Origin of the sequence: Geobacillus sp. C56-T2, from assembly GCF_007829715.1 — a bacterium.
GTDB classification, from domain to species: Bacteria; Bacillota; Bacilli; order Bacillales; family Anoxybacillaceae; genus Geobacillus; species Geobacillus icigianus.
The window spans coordinates 1,912,920-1,935,211 of the sequence record NZ_VJWB01000001.1; the positions used below are offsets into that span (position 1 = coordinate 1,912,920).

Below are 22,292 nucleotides of genomic sequence, written 5' to 3' on the forward strand. Positions count from 1 at the left end.
GAGAATTTGGGGATTCTTGACAACAGCCTAACCTACGGTAAGCCGTCAGCTAAGCCATCCCTGTGCATCCCACCGTTAAACTTCCTCAAAACGATCGCAATCGAAACGCTTCTTTTGTTCTTTTGGCGCAAGAGGAAGATGTTAGTGACAGACGCCGGTTCATCCCTATTTGGAAGTGAAGGGATTCTCGGTTCGAGGTGATAAAAAAGAGGGTGTCCCAAATGGACCGGGACGCCCTCTTTCATCGCTGTATATACGTACTGACTGCTTCTGCCACACTATATGTTGTGCCTATCTTGAAGGAAGGCGACCTTTTGGGTCAGCCCCTTTCAGTCTATTTTATTGGTATCTCGCCGTCACCATTTTCTTTCTCGTGTAAAACTCGACGCCGTCGCGGCCGTTGGCATGAAGGTCGCCATAGAACGAGTTTTTGTAGCCCGAGAACGGGAAAAAGGCCATCGGCGCGGGGACGGCGACGTTGACGCCAAGCATGCCCGCGTCGATTTCTTCGCGGAACTGGCGGATCGCTTTGGCGCTGTCGGTGTAAATGCAGGCGCCGTTGGCGAACTCCGACCGGTTGGCGATCTCAATCGCTTCGTCCAAATCGCGGGCCCGGACGACCGAGAGAACCGGAGCGAAAATTTCATCCGTCCAAATCGTCATGCCCGGCTTGACATGGTCAAAAATCGTCGGGCCGACGAAGTAGCCTTTGCCGCTTGTCGCCGAGTCGCGGCGGCCATCGCGGACAAGGAGCGCGCCTTCTTTTTCGCCGATTTCAATGTATTTGATCGTCCGCTCTTTATGCACCTCGCGAATGACCGGTCCTAAAAAGACGCCTTGATCAAGCCCGTTGCCGATTTGGATGCGGTCGGCGGCTTCTTTGAGCCGTTCGACCAACTCATCGGCGATATCGCCGACAGCGACAACGACCGAGCACGCCATGCACCTCTCACCCGCCGAACCGAAGGCGGCGTTGATGATGTTCGTCACCGCCAGATCAAGGTCGGCATCCGGCATGACGATCGAATGGTTTTTCGCGCCGGCGAGCGCCTGCACCCGCTTGCCGTGGGCGGCGGCTGTCTTGTATACGTACTCCGCAACCGGCTGCGAGCCGACGAACGAGACAGCTTTAATGTCTTTATGTTCTAAAATACCATTCACGACCTCGTGTGCCCCATGGACAATATTCAATACTCCTGCAGGCAGTCCGGCTTCAGTAAACAGCTCAGCCAAGCGGTTGGCGAGCAGCGGCGTCCGCTCAGACGGCTTCAGCACGAACGTATTGCCGCAAGCGATGGCGAGCGGGAACATCCAGCACGGCACCATCATCGGGAAGTTAAACGGCGTAATCCCAGCGACAACGCCGAGCGGATAGCGATACATGCCCGATTCAATGCCGGTCGCGATATCCGGCAGCTGCTGCCCCATCATGAGCGTCGGAATCCCCGCCGCAAACTCGACGCATTCAATGCCGCGCTGCACCTCGCCGTACGCGTCCTCGTATACTTTGCCGTTTTCTAGCGTCACCATTCTAGCCAACTCTTCCCAATGCTCGACAAGCAGCTGCTGGTAGCGGAACAAAATGCGGGCGCGGCGCGGAACCGGCACTTTCCGCCATTCACGGAACGCCTCTTTGGCGGCCGCCACCGCCGCATCCAGCTCCTCGCGCGAAGAGAGAGGCACTTTCGCCAACACTTCTCCCGTCGCCGGGTTCGGCACGATTTCTTCTTTTCCAGATGTCGAAGCGACCCATTGGCCACCAATGAAGTTTTTCAATGTTTTTGTTTCGGTTACAGAGCTCATGAATGAAACCACCTTTCTCATCAGTTTTTCAACAGATTGGCTCATGAACGCGCACAAGCGGGATCAATTCAGCGGTGAATGCTGCCTTGTGCGGGAACAGTTGGCAAGCTGAACGCTTCCAAAAAACGGCGTCCTTTGCCGTCTGTTTGCGGCTGTCCGCTGCCATGCATTCTGCAATCGCCATCCTCGTCGTCTGATTCACGAACTGACGGTTTTCGTGTTGTACTGATAGTCGTAACAATAATGGTACAATGCCACAATTTCCTCATGCGTCGGCACCCTTGGGTTATTCGCTGGACTGCCGCTTGCCAGCGCATCAGCCGCCATTTTATCAACCGCTTTGTCGAATGCCGCTTTGTCAATGCCCCATGCTTTCATATTCGGGATGTGCAAATCACGGCAAAGCTGTTTCACTTCTTCAACGAGCGCATCGGCCGCTTCGGCATCAGAAACGTCCTTCAGCTGCGGGGTGATGAGCCGGGCAATCACTGCCAATCGTTCTGTGGCGCTGTCTTTTGTAAATTCAAGCACCCCTGGCAACAGCATCGCATTGGACACGCCGTGCGGCACGTGGAAAAGCGCGCCGATCGGCCGCGACATGCCGTGCACGAGCGTCACCGAGGCGTTCGAGAACGCCATGCCGGCTTTCATCGCCGCGATCGCCATTTTCTCCCGCGCTTCGATGTCCTGACCGTTTTCATACGCCCGGCGCAAATGACCGATGATCGCCTCAATGGCGGATAGCGCCAATGCATCGGTCACCGGATGGGCGCGTCGGGAAATATACGCCTCGATCGCGTGGCAAAGCGCATCGACACCGGTCGCCGCGGTGACGGATGGCGGGCATGAGACAGTAAGAAGCGGGTCAACGATCGCCACGGCCGGAAGGAGCGCCGGCTGGGAAATCATCATTTTGACGTCTGTCTTCGTATCAATAATGACCGTCACTTTCGTCACTTCGGAACCGGTGCCGGCCGTCGTCGGAATGGCGATGAGCGGCACTGGTTTTTTCGTGAACATCCTAGCGTTGCCAACATAGTCGCTGATCGTTCCCTCATTCGTCATCATCACTGCCACCGCCTTCGCGGCATCGATGCTGCTGCCGCCGCCAACCGCGATGATGACGTCACATCGTTCGCTCCGGCAGACGTCAAGCGCCTCATTTACATGGACATCCGTCGGTTCTTTGTCGACCCGTGTATACTTGGCAAATGGAACGCCCGCTTCCTGCAAATATTGTTCACAGCGGGCGACCAGACCGATGTTCTCCATCACCGGATCGCTGACAATGAACGCTTTCGACCCGAGCGCTTTCGCTTGCCGGCCGACCTCACGAAACGTATCGCGCCCATAAATAACCCGGTTCGGCACCAACAGCTCGTACATTGTTCCGTCACCCTCTCCCTTTGATATCGTTTTCAATATCTTCTATATGCAAGCTTTATGCCAAACTAGAAAAGCGTTACGATTAGGAATTTTCCATCTCCTTGATGCAATATCCTCCCTACACTTTACCTACACATCCCCTACATTACCCGACATTATCCCGACACCTTTTCCTCTCAACAAAAAAAACAACGGCCCGTCTGCCGTTGTTGATCATCACGGACGAGAACCCCCTTCTCAGCGGAGAACGCTCAAAATCCATACTTTTTTAATTTCTCATATAATGTAGATCGGTGAATGCCGAGTCTCCTCGCTGCTTCCGCCTTATTGCCGTTCGCCGCGACAAGGGCGGCAGCGATGCGTTCACGTTCGGATTGGTAGACCATTTCTTTCCACCGGTCGGCGATGTTCGCACCGCCATATGGCATAGATGCCACCATCGGCTGAATGGCGGACAAATAGGCAGGCAAATGTTCGCGCTCAATCTTCTCCCCTTCCACCATACTAATGAGCCACTCGATGACATTGACCAGCTCACGAATGTTGCCTGGCCATGAATAGCTGACCAACACCTCCATCGCCTCTTTTGAAAAAGATTTCCCCCGAACCCCATACTGCTGGCAAAGCCGTTCCATATGATGCGCGATGAGGGCGGGGATATCCGACTTCCGCTCACGCAACGGCGGGAGGTGGATGCGGATAATGTTCAGGCGGTAAAACAAATCTTCCCGGAACGTTCCGCCCCGCACCATCTCCTCGAGCGGTTTGTTCGTCGCGGCAATAATGCGCACGTCCACCTCTGTCCCCGATACCCCGCCCACTTTTTCCACTTTCTTTTCCTCAAGCACGCGCAACATCTTCGCCTGCATCGCAAGCGGCATATCACCGATTTCATCTAAAAACAGCGTCCCCCCATGGGCAAGCTGAAACTTGCCCGGTTTCCCCCCTTTTCTCGCACCGGTGAACGCTCCATCCTCATAGCCAAACAGTTCTGCTTCCAAAAGCGCTTCCGGGATGGCGGCGCAGTTGATACTGACAAACGGCCCGTCCGCACGCGGACCCCCCTCATGGATCGCTCGCGCCGCCACTTCCTTCCCCGTTCCGCTTTCGCCGGTAATCAATACGGTTGACGGCACACGCGCCGCCCGGCGGATCATTTGTTTCACCGCAACGATCGTCGGATGGTGGCCGATGATGCGCTCCACCCCTACGGCGGCGGAGGTGGCCGCCTCTTGTTTTGGCGCTGCCGCCCCGTTTTTCTCCTTCCGGCTTGCCTCGCGTGACAGCTCTTGCAGGCGCCGGAAAATTTCATATACTTCCGATACCCCTTGGAAAATGAGCATCCCAATGGCTCCGATGACTTCGCCGTCACGCCAAATCGGGATGCGGTGCACAACCATCGGCTGGCCGTAAATTTTTTGAATATATCCGCGTTCTGGAATGCCGGATTGCACGCAAATGTGCAAACGGGTATTTTCGATCACTTCCGTCACATGTTTTCCGATCGCGTCCTCCCGACGGATGCCGAGGAACTGGCAGTACGCCCGGTTGATTTCCCGAACGACGCCATCTCCATCAACGACGACGACCCCTTCATACGCCGCATCCAGCACCGTTTTCATCGTTTCCGCCAAGCGCTGTGTTTCTTCCAACTCACGCCGCAGTCGTTCAAGCTCGGCCGTTGTCCTCGCATCCTCTTTGGCGCCGGGTGCTTCCGTGCCGTCCTCTTTCGGCTCCGTCCCGCCCTCGATCGAACATGCCGCCAATACATCTTCCACTGTCATCATGCGATCCATTCCATGCGCCACCGCCCATAGCAGCATCCGCCACGTGCATCGGCCGACCGAGCCCCCGCATTCATCGACGACATCAACGGCGTCCATCCCGTGCGTCGCCAGCAACTGAGCCGCCTGCTGCAATGTTTGATGGCGGCCAAGGGGCACTGATGCGCCATGACCCACCGTCATTGTAATCCCCCTTCCCTGTTCCTTTTTCACGTACCGTTCGCCGCCGGCATCAAAAAATCCTTCTGTTTCCGTGAAAATCCCCACCACTGGGTGAGTGCTGTATACGCTCCTGATCCGTGCGGGTATACTGAAAATGGCCAAAGAAGGCAATAGGAAAGCAGAGGTGCCCGATTTTCGGACATCTCGTATGATCTGGCTGCCTGTTGGCTATACTAGATAAGTTGTGGTTGGCGGAACGACTCTTTGCGGGAGATCATGCAAAAGATGATCACCAACATTCGTCGAGCCGTGGCGATGAGGGCTTTTTTCTTCCCGCATCGGGCCGCCAACGACCAAAATTTTCGGGACAAGGGATGTGTCTTGGATCGAGCTGCTGACCATGCCGCCTCGCATAACGCTGATCGAAGATGGGGATTGCCTTTGGTGGTGCGCGTGCTCTTTCGCTTTCCGGCGCTTTCATGGTTGCCGGGGGACAACCCCGTCCATGAAGCCGCCCGTTCCGGCGTTTCAAAGACGCTCATGTCGGTTCCCATCTCGGCGATGATGACGGCGGCGGTTTGTTTTTTGATTCCAGGCATGGTCATCAGTAAGTCCACTTCCTCCCGATACGGCTCGAGCAGGCGGTCGATGTGCTGGTCGACTTCTTCGATTAACTGCTCCAATTCCTCCACGTGTTTCCACAAGAGGCGAAGGAGACGGAGCTCGTGTTCGGTCAAGGTGCCCAGCAGCGAATCATACACCGCCTGCTTTTTCGTTTTGAGCCTGCCGCGCAGGCATTGATCCAGCTCGTCCTTGTCCACGTATCCCTTCTCGAGCAGCCGGGCAAGGATGTTTCGTCCGGAAACGCCGAAGAGATCCGAGAGAACGGAGCCCAGTTTGACATTGGAAGACTCCAGCACTTTTTGAATCCGGTTTTTCTCTGAACTCAACTGTCCGACCCACTTTTTGCGGAGGCGGGTAAAATCCCGCAATTCGCGAATATCCGCTGGGGGGACGAAACTTTTTTCAATGAGTCCATGGCGGAGCAGCTTGGCGATCCACTCGGCGTCAGAGACATCGGTTTTTCTTCCCGGGACATTTTTGATCCGCTGCGGATTGGCCAACGTCAAGTCGACATAGCCCTCGAGGAAGGCAAAGACCGGTTTCCAATACACGCCGGTGGATTCCATGGCGACATGGGTGACCCCATGGTCTTCGAGCCACTCAAGCAGGTCGCCAAGCCCTTTCGAGAACGTGGAGAACGTTTGGATCTCCTTTTGGATCTTCCCCTCTTCTTCCCATAGGGCACAAGCGACGATGGTTTCGGCATGAACATCCAATCCTGCGCAGCGAGGATAGATGACATCCATGATGAAAATCCTCCTTTTCGATGATCGAGTGCGCAAACAGCGAATCCACGGGAGAAATGCGGCAGTTTTCCGTTCGTCGTCACCTTTCCTCTATCACAGGAAAGGGCGGACAATGGGTGGTGCACCCAGTGGATTTAAACACTTTTCCGTACAGGGTCTAAGCCACCATTAAGTATAACGTCCTGTTAAACTGTTTGCGCCTATTCTTCATTATGGGAAGAAAAGGGGGATTTTCATCCCCGGGTGGAGGGCAAACCATTGCCCATGGATCTTTTTCGTGAAAACCGCAAGCCGGCAAGCCGTGATGTTCATCCCTGAGTGGAGGGGAAACAGCTGCCCATGGATCGTTTCCTTGAAAATCATGCTGAAAAAACAGCTGTCAGTTGGGAAAGCGAATGCACTCCACTCGCCAAAAAAAAACGGAGACAGGCGCCTCACTGGCCTGTCTCCGCATTCCCGTTACGCTAAAATCGCCTCGATGTTCTCAAGCACTTCGTCACTCAGCACGACATCGACCGCCTTGACGTTTTCTTCGACTTGTTCCGGGCGGCTGGCGCCAATTAGGGCGCTGGCGACGTTCGGCTGGCGCAGCACCCAAGCGAGGGCAAGCTGCGACAACGTCACGCCGAGCTCAGCAGCGATCTTTTCCAACCGTTCCACTTTCATTAACACTTCATCATTGAGCAATCCTTGGATGAACGTGTTCGCTTTCGGATCGGCGGCGCGGCTGCCAGCCGGAAGCGCTTGGCCGCGTTTGTACTTGCCGGTCAGCACCCCTTGAGCGAGCGGCGAGAAGACGATTTGGCTGATGCCGTTTTGTTCGCACACCGGGATGACTTCTTTTTCGATGTAGCGGTGAAACATGTTGTATTGCGGCTGGTTGACAACGATCCGATCAAGCAGATAGCGATCGGCTACGCCGAGCGCTTCTTGAATTTGCTGGGCTGTCCATTCGCTGACGCCGACATAAAGCACTTTCCCTTGGCGGACGAGGTCGTCGATCGTGCGCAGCGTTTCATCGACGGGCGTCTCTTTGTCATAGCGGTGGCAATAGTAGATATCAACATAATCCAGTTGCAGCCGCTTTAAGCTTGCATGGAGCTGCTCAAACACATGCTTGCGCGACAGACCGCGGTCGTTCGGGCCGTCGCCCATCGGCCAAAACACTTTCGTCGCGATGACGTACGACTCGCGCGGATATTTGCGGAGCGCCTCGCCGACGATTTTTTCCGCTTCCCCGCGCGCATACACGTTCGCCGTGTCAAAAGAGTTGATGCCCAACTCATACGCTTTGTCAATGACGCGAATGGCCGTTTCTTTTTCTACAGAATTGCCGTATGTAAGCCAACTGCCTAAACTGATTTCGCTCACCTTAAGCCCGGTGCGGCCGAGTTTGCGATACTTCATTTTCCTTCCCCTCCCCTTTAATGCGATCAACGCCAAATAGACTACTCTCTCATTATAATCCTCAGCTGTTTCTTTGCAAAGGAATTTGCCCGACTATTCAAAACGATCAGTGGAAGGCCGCGCTGCATCCATCGGCCGTCTACGGAAACGAGCAAAGAAGCACCATTGATGGAACAGCATGTCCGTCTTGCAGGCGTTTCCCCCTCTCTTCCCTCCTCCTCACCAATTACACGAACCTGACGTTTGAACATTTCGCGTCAAGACCGTTTGATTTTGCGGACATCCGCCGGCGCATGAAAGAACTCGAGCGAGGCCAGAACGAGACGGAATGCCGCATGAATGTGCGCAAGTTTTTAACCGCTTTTTTCCTCGAACTGAAACGAATCTAGAGGGTGATGATACGCCTCAAGGTCGAGGGCAGGCCATCGGCTTGCCCTCGTTGCCCCTAGGCGCGACAAAGAATCAGATCTTCATCACGCTAGCAACCGATGGAGTCTTCCTGCTACCAACGAATGAGACAAAAGCGGCGGCCGCCAAGTTTTATCAATTCATCACTAGCATCCACCGCGGCAGCTGACGAACCTCCCACTCCTTCAAATTTTCTTTAGATTCTACACCAGAAAAAACTTGAATAAAAAATGTTTGAATTCAAGATATATATTTGCTATGATAATGATGGGATTATGAAGTAACCAAGAGGGGGAGAACAATGACGACATTCCAACTTGACAAAGCGCACAGCTCGATCACTTTTCAAGTCCGGCATATGATGATTTCCAAAGCAAAAGGGGAATTTACCAACTTTGACGTCGACGTGCAAGGCGATGTGAATGAACTGGAGTCGCTGAAAGTAAAGGTAACGGTTGACGCCGCTTCAATCGATACGAAAAACACCGACCGCGACAACCACCTCCGCTCAGCTGACTTTTTCGATGTGGAAAACCATCCGACCATCACGTTTGTCAGCGACTCGGTGCGCAAACTGTCCGACACTGAATACGAAGTGACCGGACAGCTGACGATTCGCGGCATGACGAGAACGGAAACGTTCAAAGTCGAATACAACGGTCAAGTGAAAAACCCGCTGACCGGCGGCATCACCGTCGGCTTTGACGTCGAAGGAACGATCAATCGTGAAGATTACGGATTGGTATGGAACGTCGCGCTCGAAACTGGCGGATTCCTCGTCGGAAAAGAGGTAAAACTCAACGCCAGCTTTGAGTTCGCCCTCAGCTGAGCGGCCCAGCGAAGAAGGTGTCCCGTTGCCTCGGGACACCTTCTTTTGCGGCTATATACATATCGAACAACACGATGCTGCATTGAAGGCGAATCCCCTTTTCCTAATAAGCCGCACACAAAATCATTTCGACCACATGTTCTGGCGGATCACCTTCAGAGTCAACCCTTTTCGGCTTTGAAACGAAACCGCTGTGCGATGGCAGCCTTTTGTTTCGCCTCATTGCGCCGTATATCCGCCATCGATCACGACCGCCTGCCCGGTGATGCCTTTCGCTTGTTCGCCTGCCAAAAAGAGAACATAATGGGCGACTTCTTCAACGGACAAGAGCCGCCGCTGCGGCACGAGTGGGTAAATGACTTCCTCGAGCACCTTCTCCAACGGCACCTTTCTTGTCGCCGCCAAGTCAGCGAGCTGATTGCGGACGAGTTCTGTGTCGACATACCCCGGACAAAGCGCGTTCACCGTAATGCCGTACGGTGCCCCTTCTAGCGCCGCCACTTTCGTCAAGCCGATTACCCCGTGTTTTGCGCTGTTGTAGGCGGCTTTTCCGGCAAACCCGATCAATCCGTTGATTGACGCCATGTTGATGATGCGGCCGTAGCGCTGCTCCTTCATCAGCGGAAACGCGTGCTTAATGGCCAAAAACGGTCCAACGAGCATGACGCGGATCAACTGCTCAAACTTCTCGGTCGGAAAGTCTTCGATATTGGCGACATATTGCAAACCGGCGTTGTTCACGACAATATCGAGACGCCCCCACCGTTTGACCGCTTCATGGATCGTTTGTTTCACCTCTTCTTCCACCGTCACATCACACTTGACGCCGACGGCCTCGCAACCTAGCTGCCGCAACGACTCTGCCGCCTGTTCCACCTCTTCCTGCTTCAAGTCAGCAAGCACGACGTTCACGCCGTTGGTCGCCAACGTTTTCGCTACTTCATAGCCGATCCCCCGCGCCGCTCCGGTGACGAGGGCTGTGCGGTTAACGATCACCTTTCTCACCTTCCTATGCTGTATTGGTTTCGTCAGTTAACTAAGGAAACTTTGCAGTTGCTGCAGCAACTCGTTAGGGTTGTCAGTAAATGGTGAGTGTCCCGCATCGGGTAATACAGTAAACTTCGCCCTTCCCCTAAAATCATAAACAATCTCGTCCTGCATGCTCTTCGTGACAACTAGATCATGTTCGCCCCAAACAACAAGCGTGGGAGCCGTAATACGGTCCACTTCACCTGACCCATAAGTCAGACCATTGTCAAAATGACTAATATTAAAATAATTTAGCGCATAGTACACATCGAGTAAATTCCTTTGTTTCAGCACCTCATCTAAATAGGCTTCGTACCTTTCTGGTGAAGGTTGATGACACACATACATGGTTGCATTAAACAGTTGTCTTAAAAAATGTTTATCTTTTTTTCGATACGCATCAGTAATCGGAATGCTTCGTAAAGGATCGCGAGCGATTTCTTCTTTCGTTCTCAACCGCTGGGTCAAGATTGGTTGTCCCTGCTCATCCACTTTGTAAAACGGATATCCCCTTGTAGAAACAGAGGCCAATAAAACAAGTTTTTCTACTTGATCAGGATAATCAGCAGCAAATTGCATACACACACCGCCACCCATCGACCAGCCGACCAAGGACACCTTTTTTAGGCCAAGCGTATCGAGCAACTGCTTAATATCTTCCGAAAAATCCTTCAGTGACTGAATCGGGCGATTGTAGGTCGAAATGCCTTGGCCGCGCAAGTCAACTGCATAAAGCTTATATACCTCGTCCATCCGTTCAAACAGAACATCCCAATGCATAGATGAAACCATGTTGCCATGGACAAGAAGGACAGGCTTTTCTCCTCCCTCCCTTTCTCGATAGCCGATCGTTTCCCCGTTAGGCAGTATAACTGATTTTAATTCTACATGTTTCATATCGTCCCCTGCCTTTAGAGTTAGGGTATTGTCAAAAGTTTATCCTCCACACTCACGGTTTTCCCTTGAGTTTCAACGGTTAGAATAAAAAAAGCTTGCCACCCCCGTTGTTTTCGGCCATCATTGAGGTAACGACACCCAACAGCCAAAACAAAGGAGTGACAAGCTTTGTTACCTCAATTATTAGCCTATTTGCTCGAAATAATCAAGACCCAATATCAAATCATTGTGTATTTGATGGGTGTGATATTGGGAAAATCCTTGCATCTCGAGGACTTGGACGAACCCATCCAAAAGCCGTACCGGAAACTTCAGGTCGATGACCTTCCGATCATCGATGTGCCGGAAACCCTTGATTACCGGAAGCTGTTGGCAGACTATGAAGCCCAGCACAGACGTCCTTTACGGCCCATTCAGCGTCGCGCGAAGGCGAAACACCGTGTTCCGGATTCGTTGACCTGCCCCCGCTGCCAGGCTCCCTCTTCTTACCTGTACGCCAATAACGGCGGAAAAGGGCAATACCAATGCAAAGTGTGCCAATGCCGGTTCAACCACCGGAACCGATTCACCAAGCAAGCGGTCTTTCGTTGTCCGCACTGCAAAAAGACGTTGGAAAAAATCAAGGAACGCAAAGAATACAACATCTATAAGTGCAAGAACAACGATTGCCCGTTTTACCAGGCCAACCTTCGCCGGATGACGAAGAAGGAACGCCAACAGTTTCAACAGGATCCTCAAGCCTTCAAGGTGCGGTATTTGTTTCGAGAGTTCTTGTTTAACTTTCTCCCGTTGGCTTCCTCATCGCTCATCAAGCCGAAGGTCGATTTGTCCCGGCTGGCTGCATCGCCGCACGTGTTGGGGCTCGTGTTGACGTACTACGTCAACTTTGGGATGTCCTCGAGGGAAACCGCCGCCGCCCTGAAGGACATCCATGGCGTCTCGATCTCCCATCAGACGGTGCTCAACTACGCCAACAGCGTCGCGCTTTGGATCAAGCCCTTTGTCGACCGGTTCCCGTATGAGCTGTCCGGTTCGTTTTGCGGGGACGAGACGTATATTCGCGTCAAAGGGCGCTGGCATTACCTGTTCTTTATGTTTGACGCCATCAAAAAGATCGTGCTGTCCTATCGCGTCTCGCCCAACCGGGACACGCTCTCGGCCATCAAGGCGATCGATGATGTCCTCAGGAAGCTGCCGTCCCTTCCAGACGACTTGTCGTTCGTCGTGGATGGCAACCCGATTTACCGGCTGGCGCAACACTTCTTTGCCCAGCACGGGATTTCGTTTGACGTCCGCCAGGTGATCGGTCTGACCAACGAAGATCCGGTCTCGGAAGAGTTTCGCCCTCTCAAGCAGATCATCGAGCGATTCAACCGGACCTTTAAAGGCAACTACCGCCCGACCCATGGGTTCGGTGCGGAAGAAGGCTCGGTGTCCTTTGTGACGCTGTTTGTGGCGTATTTCAACTTTCTGCGCCCGCATAGCGCGCTCGAAGGCCGGGTGCCGGTCGTCATCCCGGAGCTCGACGGGCTGCCCCATATGCCAGCCCGGTGGACGAAGCTCATCACCATGGCTCAGGACTTCCTTCAAAACGAGGCAGCCTAACTTTTTTGTCCTCCAGAGCCCGTTGAACAGAACTCCTGCCGGATTCGGCGAAGCGAACCCTTGACCAACCGAACACCGCCAAAGGTAAAATTCGGTAAAAGCAGGGGCGGCTTTCTTATTGCCTTCTTTTTGTCCCCGTCGCCCTTGACGGCTCTTCCGCACCTTTGGCGGGTGTTGGTCAAGGGCGAATCCGGCTCTCTGCATGCCCCACGATGCCCAATGGGATGGTCTGTGTGGAGTTTTCATAGAACTTTTGACGCTACCAGAGTTAGTTTTGAAAACAAATGTTCTTCGTGTCTTGTAAAAATTTCTTAACTTCATCTACCAATTGTTCATACTTCGATAAAATAATCGAGTAATGATTGGCATTATCGATCTCCACAAAATAACTATGGGATAAAGAAGAGGTTAATTGTCTCCATTTTTCCTTCGTCACCATAAACGTCTTGCCATCTCCGAAAGAATCCGGAGCCCATAATAATAAAGTTGGAATATTGATGTGCTCATAAAACTCATCAATTGCTGTTTGCTTCAACATATTCAATTCTTCTATGATAGCTTTCTTACATACTTTCGAACAGACAGAACCATCAAACCGGTGCTCGACATCAGCATAAAAATATTGTTCAACATATTCGTTCCACTCACTAAACAAAGGGTTTTTCTTCATTTCGTTTAGATAAGTTGTAAAATCAGGAAATACCATATCAAGCCGGTCGATAGCTGGACGGATTTTTTCAAATACTTGTTCGTCAACATTTGCCCCTCCATCTACAAGAATTAAACGGGATAATCGTTGTGGATAGGTGGCGGCAAAACTGACACCTATCAGCGCCCCAAGGGAATGACCCATATAAATCACTTTTTCGAGTTTGAGAAAGTCTAAAACTTGCAAAATGTCCTCGACATGCTGGCGAATATTATATCCAGATGCGGGTTTCGTGCTATCACCGCGTCCGCGCAAATCGATGGCCAACACACGATAACTATCTATTAACCGCTCGGCTACTGAATCCCAGTAGCGGCTATTCGCCGTTAAACCATGGATGCAAATAATCGTTTCTCCTGTCCCGCCGAAATCAACTAAATGAAGATCAATACCATTAATTTTTATTTTTTTATCTTTCATAGCCCCAGCTCCTTTCCTAATTTTCGATCCTCGTTAGAGAGATTGTTCATACTGCTTTTTCACGGTTGGTTGTATCGATGTTTGCTTTTTTATTCCTCCATTGTCTGATTGTGCCGACAATCCCTTTTGGAAAAAACATAACAGCAAGAATATAAACCATCCCGAAAAAGATAATCCAGCGTTCAAAAACCCAATGTACCTTCGCTAGACCCATCAAACCGTGTTTCGCTAGTTCAATAAGACCAGAGCCAATGATTGCCCCGATTAAGGTGCCAACACCACCGATGATCGTCATTAACAGCGCATCAAGCGTGATTTCGGTCGAGAAAACCGATGTGTTGACAAAACGTAAACTCGCCGCATATAACATGCCGCTTAATCCGGCAAACATGCCCGCCACCACGTTGGCAATGACTCTATAATAGAGCACACGATAACCAAGCGACTCGGCCCGCGTCTCGTTTTCCCGGATCGCTGCCAGCACTTTTCCAAGAGGGGATTCTGTGAACCGGCGTAAACAGAAATAAGAAATGACCATAAACAAGAGAGAAACAAAATAAAAAGACCATCGATCCCGAAGCAGAGCTGGCACCATAAAAGTAAACCCATCATTCCCCATTGTTAAGGAACGCCATTTTTCTGCTGCTACCATTAGCAAGCCGGCAACAGCTAAGGTTAACATCGCAAAATAATGATTTTTTAGTCTTAATGTCAGCATACCGATGATAAAACTAAGAATCATTGATAAGGCGATTGTTACAAGAGCAGCCAAAAGCACGGTTGACATGGTTGATTCATCTGCTTTTTTCATGAAAAGGGCGAATGTATACGCACCAATCCCGAAAAACATCGCATGACCGAATGACACGACCCCCGTATACCCGAGCAGCAAATCATAACTCATAGCAAATACAGCGAAGATAAAAATTTGGCTAAACAATATGAGCCATGTCCGGGAATCATAAAGAAAAGGCAGCATAGCGAGAGCAAACAAAATAAAGAACGACAGGAAGAAGCGTTTTGATGGCTGCACTTCTTATGTCACCTCCCGATCTCCGACTAGTCCTGACGGTTTAAACATTAAAATGAGTAACATAAGCAGCATATTGACACCAACTGAAATTTCCGGTATATAATACGCCGCAAATGAGCCGGCCAGCCCGACTAGCACCGAAGCCAATACAGAACCAACGATACTTCCCATACCTCCAATAACCACCACAATGAATGCCAAAATCCCATACTCCAAACCAATCCCTGAATGAATGACCCCCGAATACGGCCCTAGGAGGATGCCGGAAAGCCCGGCCATGGATGCTCCAAGAATAAATACAAACAAAAATACATTCCGAATATTAATTCCTAACGCTTGAACCATCTCTTTATTCATCACACCGGCCCGAACAATTAAGCCGATTTTTGTCCTGTTTAGTAGAAGCAACAATGCAATCAATACAACGAGGCCAATGAAAATAATAAACAGCCGATATTTAATGACGACGAAATCACCAATTCCCCAGCTTCCCAATAAATATTTCGGAGGCTGTGCCATAATTTGATTTGGTCCCCAAAATACTTTGACTAACTCCCCTAACACAAGCATGGCACCTAAAGTGATCAAAATTTGTTGAGTATGATTTCCGTAAACAGGGAGAATAATGAACCGCTCTAGTAAAGCCCCGAGGACCGCCCCCGCCGCAACTGCAGCCAATATTCCTAACAAAAAATGATCCGTTAATGTATAAACCCAAACTCCGGCGTACGCCCCCCAAAGGAACAGCGCCCCGTGGGCGAAGTTTAGCACATCCATTAAACCGAAAATAAGACTGAGGCCAGCCGCGAGCAGAAAAAGCAGCATTCCCGTCGCCAAGCCGTTAATGATCAAACTGAATACAATGTCCATATACTCCTACCCTCCTGTTACGTAATCCCTAAATACTGTCGGCACATCTCTTTATCTTCTCTCAATTGTTCCATCTTTCCGCTATAAACCGTTCGTCCATTGTCAATAATGTAAAAATCATCGCCAATTGCACTGGCCATCACAAAATTTTGCTCAACAAGAATAATGGTTCGTTTCTTTTTCATCTCCATAATCGATTCACTAACTTTCTCAACCATAATCGGGGCTAACCCTTTGCTCGGTTCATCGATGAGCATTAACTGGCTGTCTTGGATATATGCTCTAGCAAGAGCAAGCATTTGCTTTTGTCCGCCGCTTAGATGACCGCCCTTCTTATGCCAAAATGTTTTCAGGTCAGGAAAAAGAGCCAGCACATAATCGAGCCGCTCTGACTCTTTTTCGTCATTTTTCCGCATAGCAATGTATAAATTTTCTCCGACCGTCAACCCGTTAAAAATTCCCTGATCTTCTGGAACGTAACTAATGCCTTTACGAGCGATTTCGTGCGGGGCTAAAGAGTCAACACGCTCATTTTTGAAATAAATGGTGCCGCGGCTAACTTTGTGAAACCCCATAATCGAACGCAATGTCGTTGTTTTCCCTGCCCCATTTCTCCCTAGTAAGACCGTCACCCTTCCTTCTTTTGCTTCCAATGACACGCCTTGGAGGATATGATATTGCTGAATAAATGTATGAATGCCCTCCACTTTCAAAAGAGTCATTTATATTCCCCCTAAGTATGCCGACTGAACTTGCTCATTCTTGATAATTTCCTTCGGTTTTCCATCAGCAAGTAACCGTCCGTTGAAAAGCACCATAATCGTATCGGACAAATCAAGAACCATATCGATTTTATGTTCGATTAATAAAATTGTTCGATTTCGTTGTTCTTTAATTTTTTGAATCACCTCAAGAATTTTCGGAACTTCTTCAAGAGACATACCTGCTGTCGGTTCGTCTAAAAGCAAAAGATCTGTCTCTAACGCAAGCAGCATGGCAATTTCCAACTTCCGCTTTTCGCCGTGTGCAAGATGAACAGCCAGCTCATCCGCCTTATTATCTAACAAGACGAGCTCGAGCCACTCATATGCCTTCTCTTCAATTTCCTTAAAACGTTTTGCATTCGAAAAACAGTTAAAATACACTCTAGACTTGGATTGCACAGCAAGACGGACATTTTCAAAACAAGTCAGCTGCGGGAAAACATTAGTAATCTGAAAAGATCGTCCGATTCCTTTTCTTGTTCTCAAAGCTGGGGGTAGGTTTGTAATATTTTCCCCCTTAAAAAACACATGGCCATGCGTCGGTTTTAGCTGTCCGCTTAATAAGTTAAAAAACGTTGTTTTTCCCGCCCCGTTCGGGCCGATAATGGACTTTACCTCATGCTCTTCAATTTGGATGCTGACATGATCTACAGCCACATGATCCCCGAAACGAACCGTCAGCTGTTTCGTTTCTAAAATCGTTCCCACTTTCCCACTCCCTTGTTTTATTTTGAGGGAGGAAGGGGAGGATCAAATCCATGCATGTGAATCCCCTTCCCCTGTGGATGACTACCGGTTATTCATGATCGGTGGCTCCGTTTCTTCAGGAGTCAGCTCTCTGATCAACACAGGAACCGGGTAATCAAATCCTTCCTTTCGTTCTAACCTAACAGCATACAGTGTCTGCAACGCTTGATGGTCTTCTTTTCGGAACGTCATCTTACCTTTCGGGGTTTCGAATGTCATGCCTTCCATAACCTTAACAAGCGCCTCTCCACTAGCATCGCCATTTGTCTTTTTCAGTGCTTCCACAATAGCGATCGCCGCCGACATTCCTCCTGGAGTGAATAAGTCTGGAACTTGGCCATTAAACCGTTTTTTGTGCTCTTCGACAAGCCAATCGTTAACTTTGTTTTTTGGAAGAGTGTAATGGTACACTGTAAATCCTTCCATACCAACAATATCGTTCATCGTCTTCAGCGCAGCAATATCCGGAGCGCCAGTTGAAATTTTAATGCCTTTTTCTTGCACCTTCATGTCGGACAGCTGTTTCCACGGGGAATTTGCGCCGGCCCAGATCACAAATAAATAATCCGGTTTCTTTTCGATGATTCGCTGAATATTGGAAGTAAAATCCACCCCCTGTGGATCAGCGTACTCTTCCAAGACGATATCAGCTCCTAGTTTTTCGGCCGCCTGTTTGAACGCTGCTACACCATCACGTCCAAACGCATTATCTTGGGCAAGCGTGGCAATTTTGACCCCCTCCTTGGCAATCGCTTGCGCCCCGGCAATCGCATCCTGTGAGGAATTTCTAGCGGTGCGGAAAATATACTTATTCCAGTTTGCGCCGGTGATGCTGTCGGCTACCGCTGGTTCAACGACCATCACTTTTTTGTATTCTTCCGCAAGCGGCAAAACAGCAAGTGTATCGCCTGATGAACTAGAACCGACAAGGATATCTACACCGTCGTCTTCAAACAGCTTTGTTGCCTTTTGTACCGCTGTATCTGGTTTCGTTTCCGTATCTTCGTAAATAACCTTAATTTTTTTGCCCGCTACTTCTCGAGTGCCGTTTGTCGCATAATCAAGCCCCAACTCGAATCCATTAACTGTCTGTTTTCCATATGCCTCCAAAGGACCTGTTAAAGACGCGAGCACACCAATTTTGATCGTGCCTTGACCGGCAGTGTCTCCCCCACTCTCTTGATCGTCTTCGGTTGTTTTGCTGCTACATGCCGATACGAAGAAAAGGGCAGCGACAGCCAGAGTCCCCATCCAGTTAAACAATTTTTTCCTTCTTTTCAACTCGCCTTCCCCCTTTGGTTTAACATCGTTTGAATGTATTATGGGATAAAACAGTTGCAATTCAGTTACAAACATCTGTCGACAAAAAAACCGCCTCCTAAACGGCGGAACACATAGGCAAATATGATTTGACGACACTTAGCACCTAAAAGAAAACGCTCCCCGCCCGTAAATATGCTAGAGCTAGGAAGCGACTGAACGTACGTCACCCACATTCGACAAGGAAAACACCCTGTGCCCCTTGAAAGAGGCTCCTCTGCACCCGTTTTGTGATGCCAATGAAAGATAGGAAGAAGGCGGTATACCATACCCCCAGATGATGAACACATCGTGAAAATCGATATTAGCGCAGACAAACGCGCCGTCAATTCATTGTAATCATTTCAAACATTTGCTTTGTCGTATCCGATGGTTCGACACCAAGCTCGTTTTTCAATTGCTCGCAACATTTTTTATATAGCTTGACCGCATAAGTACGGTTATTTTTCCGATAATAGCAATACATCAACAGCCGATAGGCTTCTTCCCAACAACGGTCTCTAGCGAGTATTTGATCACACCAATAAATCGCTTCATCAAAATTCTCCTGCGACACGTTAATTTGCGCCAGCCGCTCCGCTCCCTTCAAAAATAAAAGGAGCAGTCTTTCTCTCTCTTCGGCACACCAGTCCGCATAAAGACGATCGGGCAAATAATCGCCTCGGTATAGACTGAGTCCTTGTTTTAACATTTCGGCAGCCGCGTCTCGGTCCCGCTCTTCCAATCCTTTTTCAATCAACGTTTGAAATTGGACAGCATCAATTTCAATGACCGCTTTACTGCTTAATCCATACAACACCCCCCGCCTTTCGATAAAAAATGATTCCGAACGCGCTTTACGATGGGGTTCGATGACTTTGTTTAACGCGTTCAGCGCCACTTTAAAATCCCGTTCCGCTGCTGCTTCATGACTATCCTTCCAAAGCAAAGATAATATTTTGCTTCGCGGCAACAGCTGGCCGCGCCGGGTAATGAACAATTGAAACAGTTCTTTGGCCTTTTCCCGCTTCCATTCCCGTTCACTCGCTTCTTTCTGTCCCAAAAACAGTTTAAACTCTCCCAAAGTGCGAACTTTCAACGTGTAGCCAGGATGAAAAGAAACGTCTTTCATTCCCACTCGTTCAAGCAATCGACTGGCGGTATGTGTTTCGATCCCTTGTTTTTTCGCTTTCATTAACATCGGTATGATGCTTTGTAAGTCAGTCGGACCAAACAATGTCTTTTTCTCAACAAAAAATGAATAATCTTGTTTATCGATTAGATGCAAACATTGGTGAAAGGATGCATGAAATGCCTGTTCATTTTTTTGCTCAAATTCCAGCAGCGAGATCCAAAAATATGAAACCATTAAACCGTATTGACAACCGCATTGCTGAAAGATCGATAAACATTGGTGAAACATTTGTCGTGCTTTTTGAATATCACCGCTATAATACAACGCAATTCCTAGGGCAAGGAGAATAAATGATGACAGCCAAATATCCTTCACCTTTTCTGTTTCTGAAAGCGCTCTCACCCCGCATTCCAATGCTAGATCATAGCAGCCGCTTCTTCCATACAGCAAGCATAATCCCATCCAAGGCTCAGCTTTTCCGCGTGAGATGTTCATATCATCCATCATACAAATGGCTGTTTCATAACAATGAATAGCCATTGTTTGCTCATATACATGATTCAGCTGCAACGCATGTCCTTTTCTCATCCATCCGCAAGCCTCAACAAAAGGCGCTTTCCATTTGATTCCCTGGAGAATTCCTGACTCAGCCAGTTTTTTTGCTTCTTCGACTTCTCCCATATATACACAAATGAGCGCCAGTAAAATTTCACTCGTCCGGTGCGCTCTCGATAAATACAGCTGCTCGTTTTGCTTTTCCCTATAGTTTTTCAAAATTTCCTTTGCTTGTTGAAGCCGCCCTGTTCTTAAATAAAGCCGCGCTTCTAATTCAATCATTTTTAAATGTTTTGTACCATCTTCGAACGATTTCGTTTGTAAATACCACTTTTCCGCATCCACAGTATTCCCCATATTCAGCAAGTTTTCAGCCATAAGAACATACAGTGACCATTTTCTCTCATTCCCTCCAAACTGATCAGAGTGTGGGTGATCCAGTAATCCAATGGCTTTTCTCAACAATGGATCTGCTTTGCTCGGTTGCACCGTGTCAAGATATACCCTTGCCTGTCCTTCCACTCCTAAACCTATGCCGATTCCATCATTTTTTATCCCCGCGCTGCTTTCCATCCGTCGATAGCAATCGAGAGCCTCTTCGTATTGCGAGCGGTATCGATAAATTTCTCCTTCGTAAAACCATAGCATATAATACTGATTTTTTATATGTTGAGGAATTTGACGAAGAACTTTGAGAAGTGTCTCAATTTTCCCTTCCTCCAACATCGATCTGCCGTTGCACTGAAGGATGATTGCTATTCGTTCGTACTCCTTAATCTCTAACAAATGAAGGATCGCTTTCTCATAGTCTTGCCATCGACTATAATACTCAGCGGCTTGCTGATGGGTATGATAAAAAATGTCTCGCTTTTTACTGATTTGTGATTGCAGAAATTCTCGGAACAATGCGTGATAACGATATCGCCCTTCACTGATCAGATTGATAAATAAATTTTGCCTCATTAAGTAGTCTAAAATATAACGTGTATCTTCCACTGAAAACCATAAATGACAAACCGATTCCGAAAACTCTTCAAACACACTGGTCCGTTCCAAAAAATCACGCACTGCGTCTGGTTGCTTAAAAAACACTTCTAAAGCTAGAAAACGAAAAAGATCATCCATAGAAGCCGATTGAGTGTTAACAATTGAATAATCGGCCTTTATTTTCATTTGCTGCCAAATCATCTGGATAGCGATGATCCATCCCTCGGTCATAGTATGGATTTGCTCAACAGTCTCCCACTCTAAAGGAATTCCATAAGAATCCGAAAACAAGACGTCTATTTCTTCTTTTGAAAACACTAAGTCCTTCTCTGTAATCTCTAACATTTCCCCTTTTACTTTCATCTTATCCAAAATATCCCAAGAAGGACGTCTTCTGCTTGAAATCACAACGTGAATATTCGCTGGCTTGTGCACGATGAACAACTTCATCCATCGATTGATCCATTCCGAACGTTCAAGCAAGTGAAAATCATCGAGCACAAGAACAAATTCCTGGCCGAAGGCGTTGACCTCATTAATAAATTTTGAACAAATAAATTCTACTTTTTCTTTATCATAGTTGGAGGAAGTTTCTTGTTCAAGAATCGTCAACAGCTCTGCCCCAAAATCCGGAAATAAGGTGCGCACGCAATAAACCATATGCATAAGAAAAGGAAAAAAATTATCGTCCTGTTCTGAAATCGTATACCAGCAAAATGGTATATGCGAACTACTAAGCGACAAAGCCAACGATGTGCTTTTACCATAACCCGGTCCTGAGTGAATAATGGTGAGGGGATAGTTTTTCATACGAATTAATTTTTTCATCAAGGACGGGCGTACAATCACCGTTTCCTTGAGATAAGGCGGAATGAACTTCGTCTCAATAACTGAAGATGGATAGCTCATTCAATCCCCCCTCTGATGAACAATCCTTGTTGAACTAAATCCGTTTCCACATTGCTCAATAGTAAGTGATTCGACAGTCACCCAAAAAATCCTACTTGATTTTAACGCCATTGTTGTGAATTTATTGGCAAAGAACGGAAAGAAATGAAAATAGATCAAGGGAGCCTAAAAGCGGATGCTTTTG

16 protein-coding genes and 1 pseudogene are annotated in these 22,292 nt (G+C 48.9%); 3 read left to right on the top strand and 14 right to left on the bottom strand.

Annotated features, from left to right (window positions below; all coding sequences use genetic code 11):
• Positions 1-339: 339 nt before the first annotated feature.
• The 5 genes from GC56T2_RS09530 to GC56T2_RS09550 form a co-directional block, all read right to left on the bottom strand.
• The gene (locus tag GC56T2_RS09530; RefSeq protein ID WP_144974773.1) at positions 340-1,803 is read right to left on the bottom strand and encodes a CoA-acylating methylmalonate-semialdehyde dehydrogenase; all 1,464 of its coding nucleotides are present in this window, start codon (positions 1,801-1,803) and stop codon (positions 340-342) included.
• Positions 1,804-2,001: 198 nt separating this feature from the next.
• Positions 2,002-3,189: an iron-containing alcohol dehydrogenase gene (locus tag GC56T2_RS09535; RefSeq protein ID WP_144974775.1), complete on the bottom strand. Its 1,188-nt coding sequence runs from the start codon at positions 3,187-3,189 to the stop codon at positions 2,002-2,004.
• A 251-nt stretch (positions 3,190-3,440) separates the two neighbouring features.
• Positions 3,441-5,156, bottom strand: coding sequence for a sigma 54-interacting transcriptional regulator (locus tag GC56T2_RS09540; protein ID WP_144974777.1), 1,716 nt, complete (start codon positions 5,154-5,156; stop codon positions 3,441-3,443).
• A gap of 212 nt (positions 5,157-5,368) precedes the next feature.
• Positions 5,369-6,505 (bottom strand): IS110 family RNA-guided transposase, encoded by a 1,137-nt coding sequence (locus GC56T2_RS09545; protein WP_144974779.1) that lies wholly within the window; start codon positions 6,503-6,505, stop codon positions 5,369-5,371.
• 459 nt (positions 6,506-6,964) lie between these two features.
• Positions 6,965-7,912 (bottom strand): aldo/keto reductase family protein, encoded by a 948-nt coding sequence (locus tag GC56T2_RS09550; RefSeq protein ID WP_031409069.1) that lies wholly within the window; start codon positions 7,910-7,912, stop codon positions 6,965-6,967.
• Between the two features lie 135 nt (positions 7,913-8,047).
• Between GC56T2_RS09550 and GC56T2_RS17805 the strand changes: the two are divergent.
• A pseudogene (locus GC56T2_RS17805) lies at positions 8,048-8,301 on the top strand (DNA-binding domain-containing protein); the annotation flags it as partial.
• Positions 8,302-8,621: 320 nt separating this feature from the next.
• Complete coding sequence (locus GC56T2_RS09560; RefSeq protein ID WP_144974783.1) at positions 8,622-9,149, top strand: YceI family protein; 528 nt, start codon at positions 8,622-8,624, stop codon at positions 9,147-9,149.
• Positions 9,150-9,368: 219 nt separating this feature from the next.
• Here GC56T2_RS09560 and GC56T2_RS09565 read toward each other — a convergent pair whose 3' ends face one another.
• Together GC56T2_RS09565 and phaZ are read right to left on the bottom strand one after the other, a co-directional pair.
• A complete protein-coding gene (locus tag GC56T2_RS09565) occupies positions 9,369-10,145 on the bottom strand; it encodes a 3-hydroxybutyrate dehydrogenase (protein WP_144974785.1) in 777 nt (258 codons plus the stop codon).
• A gap of 36 nt (positions 10,146-10,181) precedes the next feature.
• Complete coding sequence (gene phaZ / locus GC56T2_RS09570; RefSeq protein ID WP_144974786.1) at positions 10,182-11,075, bottom strand: intracellular short-chain-length polyhydroxyalkanoate depolymerase; 894 nt, start codon at positions 11,073-11,075, stop codon at positions 10,182-10,184.
• Positions 11,076-11,243: 168 nt separating this feature from the next.
• On the opposite strand from phaZ, the gene GC56T2_RS09575 reads away from it, so the two are divergent.
• Positions 11,244-12,680, top strand: a complete 1,437-nt coding sequence (locus tag GC56T2_RS09575) for a DDE-type integrase/transposase/recombinase (protein ID WP_144974126.1) — start codon at positions 11,244-11,246, stop codon at positions 12,678-12,680.
• A 268-nt stretch (positions 12,681-12,948) separates the two neighbouring features.
• On the opposite strand, the gene GC56T2_RS09580 is transcribed toward GC56T2_RS09575, so the two are convergent.
• The 7 genes from GC56T2_RS09580 to GC56T2_RS09610 form a co-directional block, all read right to left on the bottom strand.
• The gene (locus GC56T2_RS09580) at positions 12,949-13,809 is read right to left on the bottom strand and encodes an alpha/beta fold hydrolase (RefSeq protein WP_144974788.1); all 861 of its coding nucleotides are present in this window, start codon (positions 13,807-13,809) and stop codon (positions 12,949-12,951) included.
• A gap of 46 nt (positions 13,810-13,855) precedes the next feature.
• Positions 13,856-14,842 (bottom strand): branched-chain amino acid ABC transporter permease, encoded by a 987-nt coding sequence (locus tag GC56T2_RS09585; protein WP_370454542.1) that lies wholly within the window; start codon positions 14,840-14,842, stop codon positions 13,856-13,858.
• Positions 14,843-14,845: 3 nt separating this feature from the next.
• Positions 14,846-15,712 (bottom strand): branched-chain amino acid ABC transporter permease, encoded by an 867-nt coding sequence (locus GC56T2_RS09590; RefSeq protein ID WP_144974790.1) that lies wholly within the window; start codon positions 15,710-15,712, stop codon positions 14,846-14,848.
• 17 nt (positions 15,713-15,729) lie between these two features.
• A complete protein-coding gene (locus GC56T2_RS09595) occupies positions 15,730-16,434 on the bottom strand; it encodes an ABC transporter ATP-binding protein (RefSeq protein ID WP_144974792.1) in 705 nt (234 codons plus the stop codon).
• Positions 16,435-17,184 (bottom strand): ABC transporter ATP-binding protein, encoded by a 750-nt coding sequence (locus GC56T2_RS09600; protein ID WP_063165730.1) that lies wholly within the window; start codon positions 17,182-17,184, stop codon positions 16,435-16,437.
• Positions 17,185-17,265: 81 nt separating this feature from the next.
• Positions 17,266-18,474 (bottom strand): substrate-binding domain-containing protein, encoded by a 1,209-nt coding sequence (locus tag GC56T2_RS09605; RefSeq protein WP_144977206.1) that lies wholly within the window; start codon positions 18,472-18,474, stop codon positions 17,266-17,268.
• A gap of 394 nt (positions 18,475-18,868) precedes the next feature.
• The gene (locus tag GC56T2_RS09610) at positions 18,869-22,108 is read right to left on the bottom strand and encodes a BTAD domain-containing putative transcriptional regulator (RefSeq protein ID WP_144974794.1); all 3,240 of its coding nucleotides are present in this window, start codon (positions 22,106-22,108) and stop codon (positions 18,869-18,871) included.
• Positions 22,109-22,292: the final 184 nt, after the last annotated feature.

Excerpts from the sequence above, each read along its gene's own strand:
- GC56T2_RS09540 (WP_144974777.1), bottom strand. The coding sequence starts at position 5,156 with ATGACGGTGGGTCATGGCGCATCAGTGCCCCTTGGCCGCCATCAAACA.
- GC56T2_RS09590 (WP_144974790.1), bottom strand. The coding sequence starts at position 15,712 with ATGGACATTGTATTCAGTTTGATCATTAACGGCTTGGCGACGGGAATG.
- GC56T2_RS09535 (WP_144974775.1), bottom strand. The coding sequence starts at position 3,189 with ATGTACGAGCTGTTGGTGCCGAACCGGGTTATTTATGGGCGCGATACG.
- GC56T2_RS09595 (WP_144974792.1), bottom strand. The coding sequence starts at position 16,434 with ATGACTCTTTTGAAAGTGGAGGGCATTCATACATTTATTCAGCAATAT.
- GC56T2_RS09610 (WP_144974794.1), bottom strand. The coding sequence starts at position 22,108 with ATGAGCTATCCATCTTCAGTTATTGAGACGAAGTTCATTCCGCCTTAT.
- GC56T2_RS09530 (WP_144974773.1), bottom strand. The coding sequence starts at position 1,803 with ATGAGCTCTGTAACCGAAACAAAAACATTGAAAAACTTCATTGGTGGC.
- GC56T2_RS09580 (WP_144974788.1), bottom strand. The coding sequence starts at position 13,809 with ATGAAAGATAAAAAAATAAAAATTAATGGTATTGATCTTCATTTAGTT.
- GC56T2_RS09605 (WP_144977206.1), bottom strand. The coding sequence starts at position 18,474 with ATGGGGACTCTGGCTGTCGCTGCCCTTTTCTTCGTATCGGCATGTAGC.
- phaZ (WP_144974786.1), bottom strand. The coding sequence starts at position 11,075 with ATGAAACATGTAGAATTAAAATCAGTTATACTGCCTAACGGGGAAACG.
- GC56T2_RS09545 (WP_144974779.1), bottom strand. The coding sequence starts at position 6,505 with ATGGATGTCATCTATCCTCGCTGCGCAGGATTGGATGTTCATGCCGAA.
- GC56T2_RS09550 (WP_031409069.1), bottom strand. The coding sequence starts at position 7,912 with ATGAAGTATCGCAAACTCGGCCGCACCGGGCTTAAGGTGAGCGAAATC.
- GC56T2_RS09560 (WP_144974783.1), top strand. The coding sequence starts at position 8,622 with ATGACGACATTCCAACTTGACAAAGCGCACAGCTCGATCACTTTTCAA.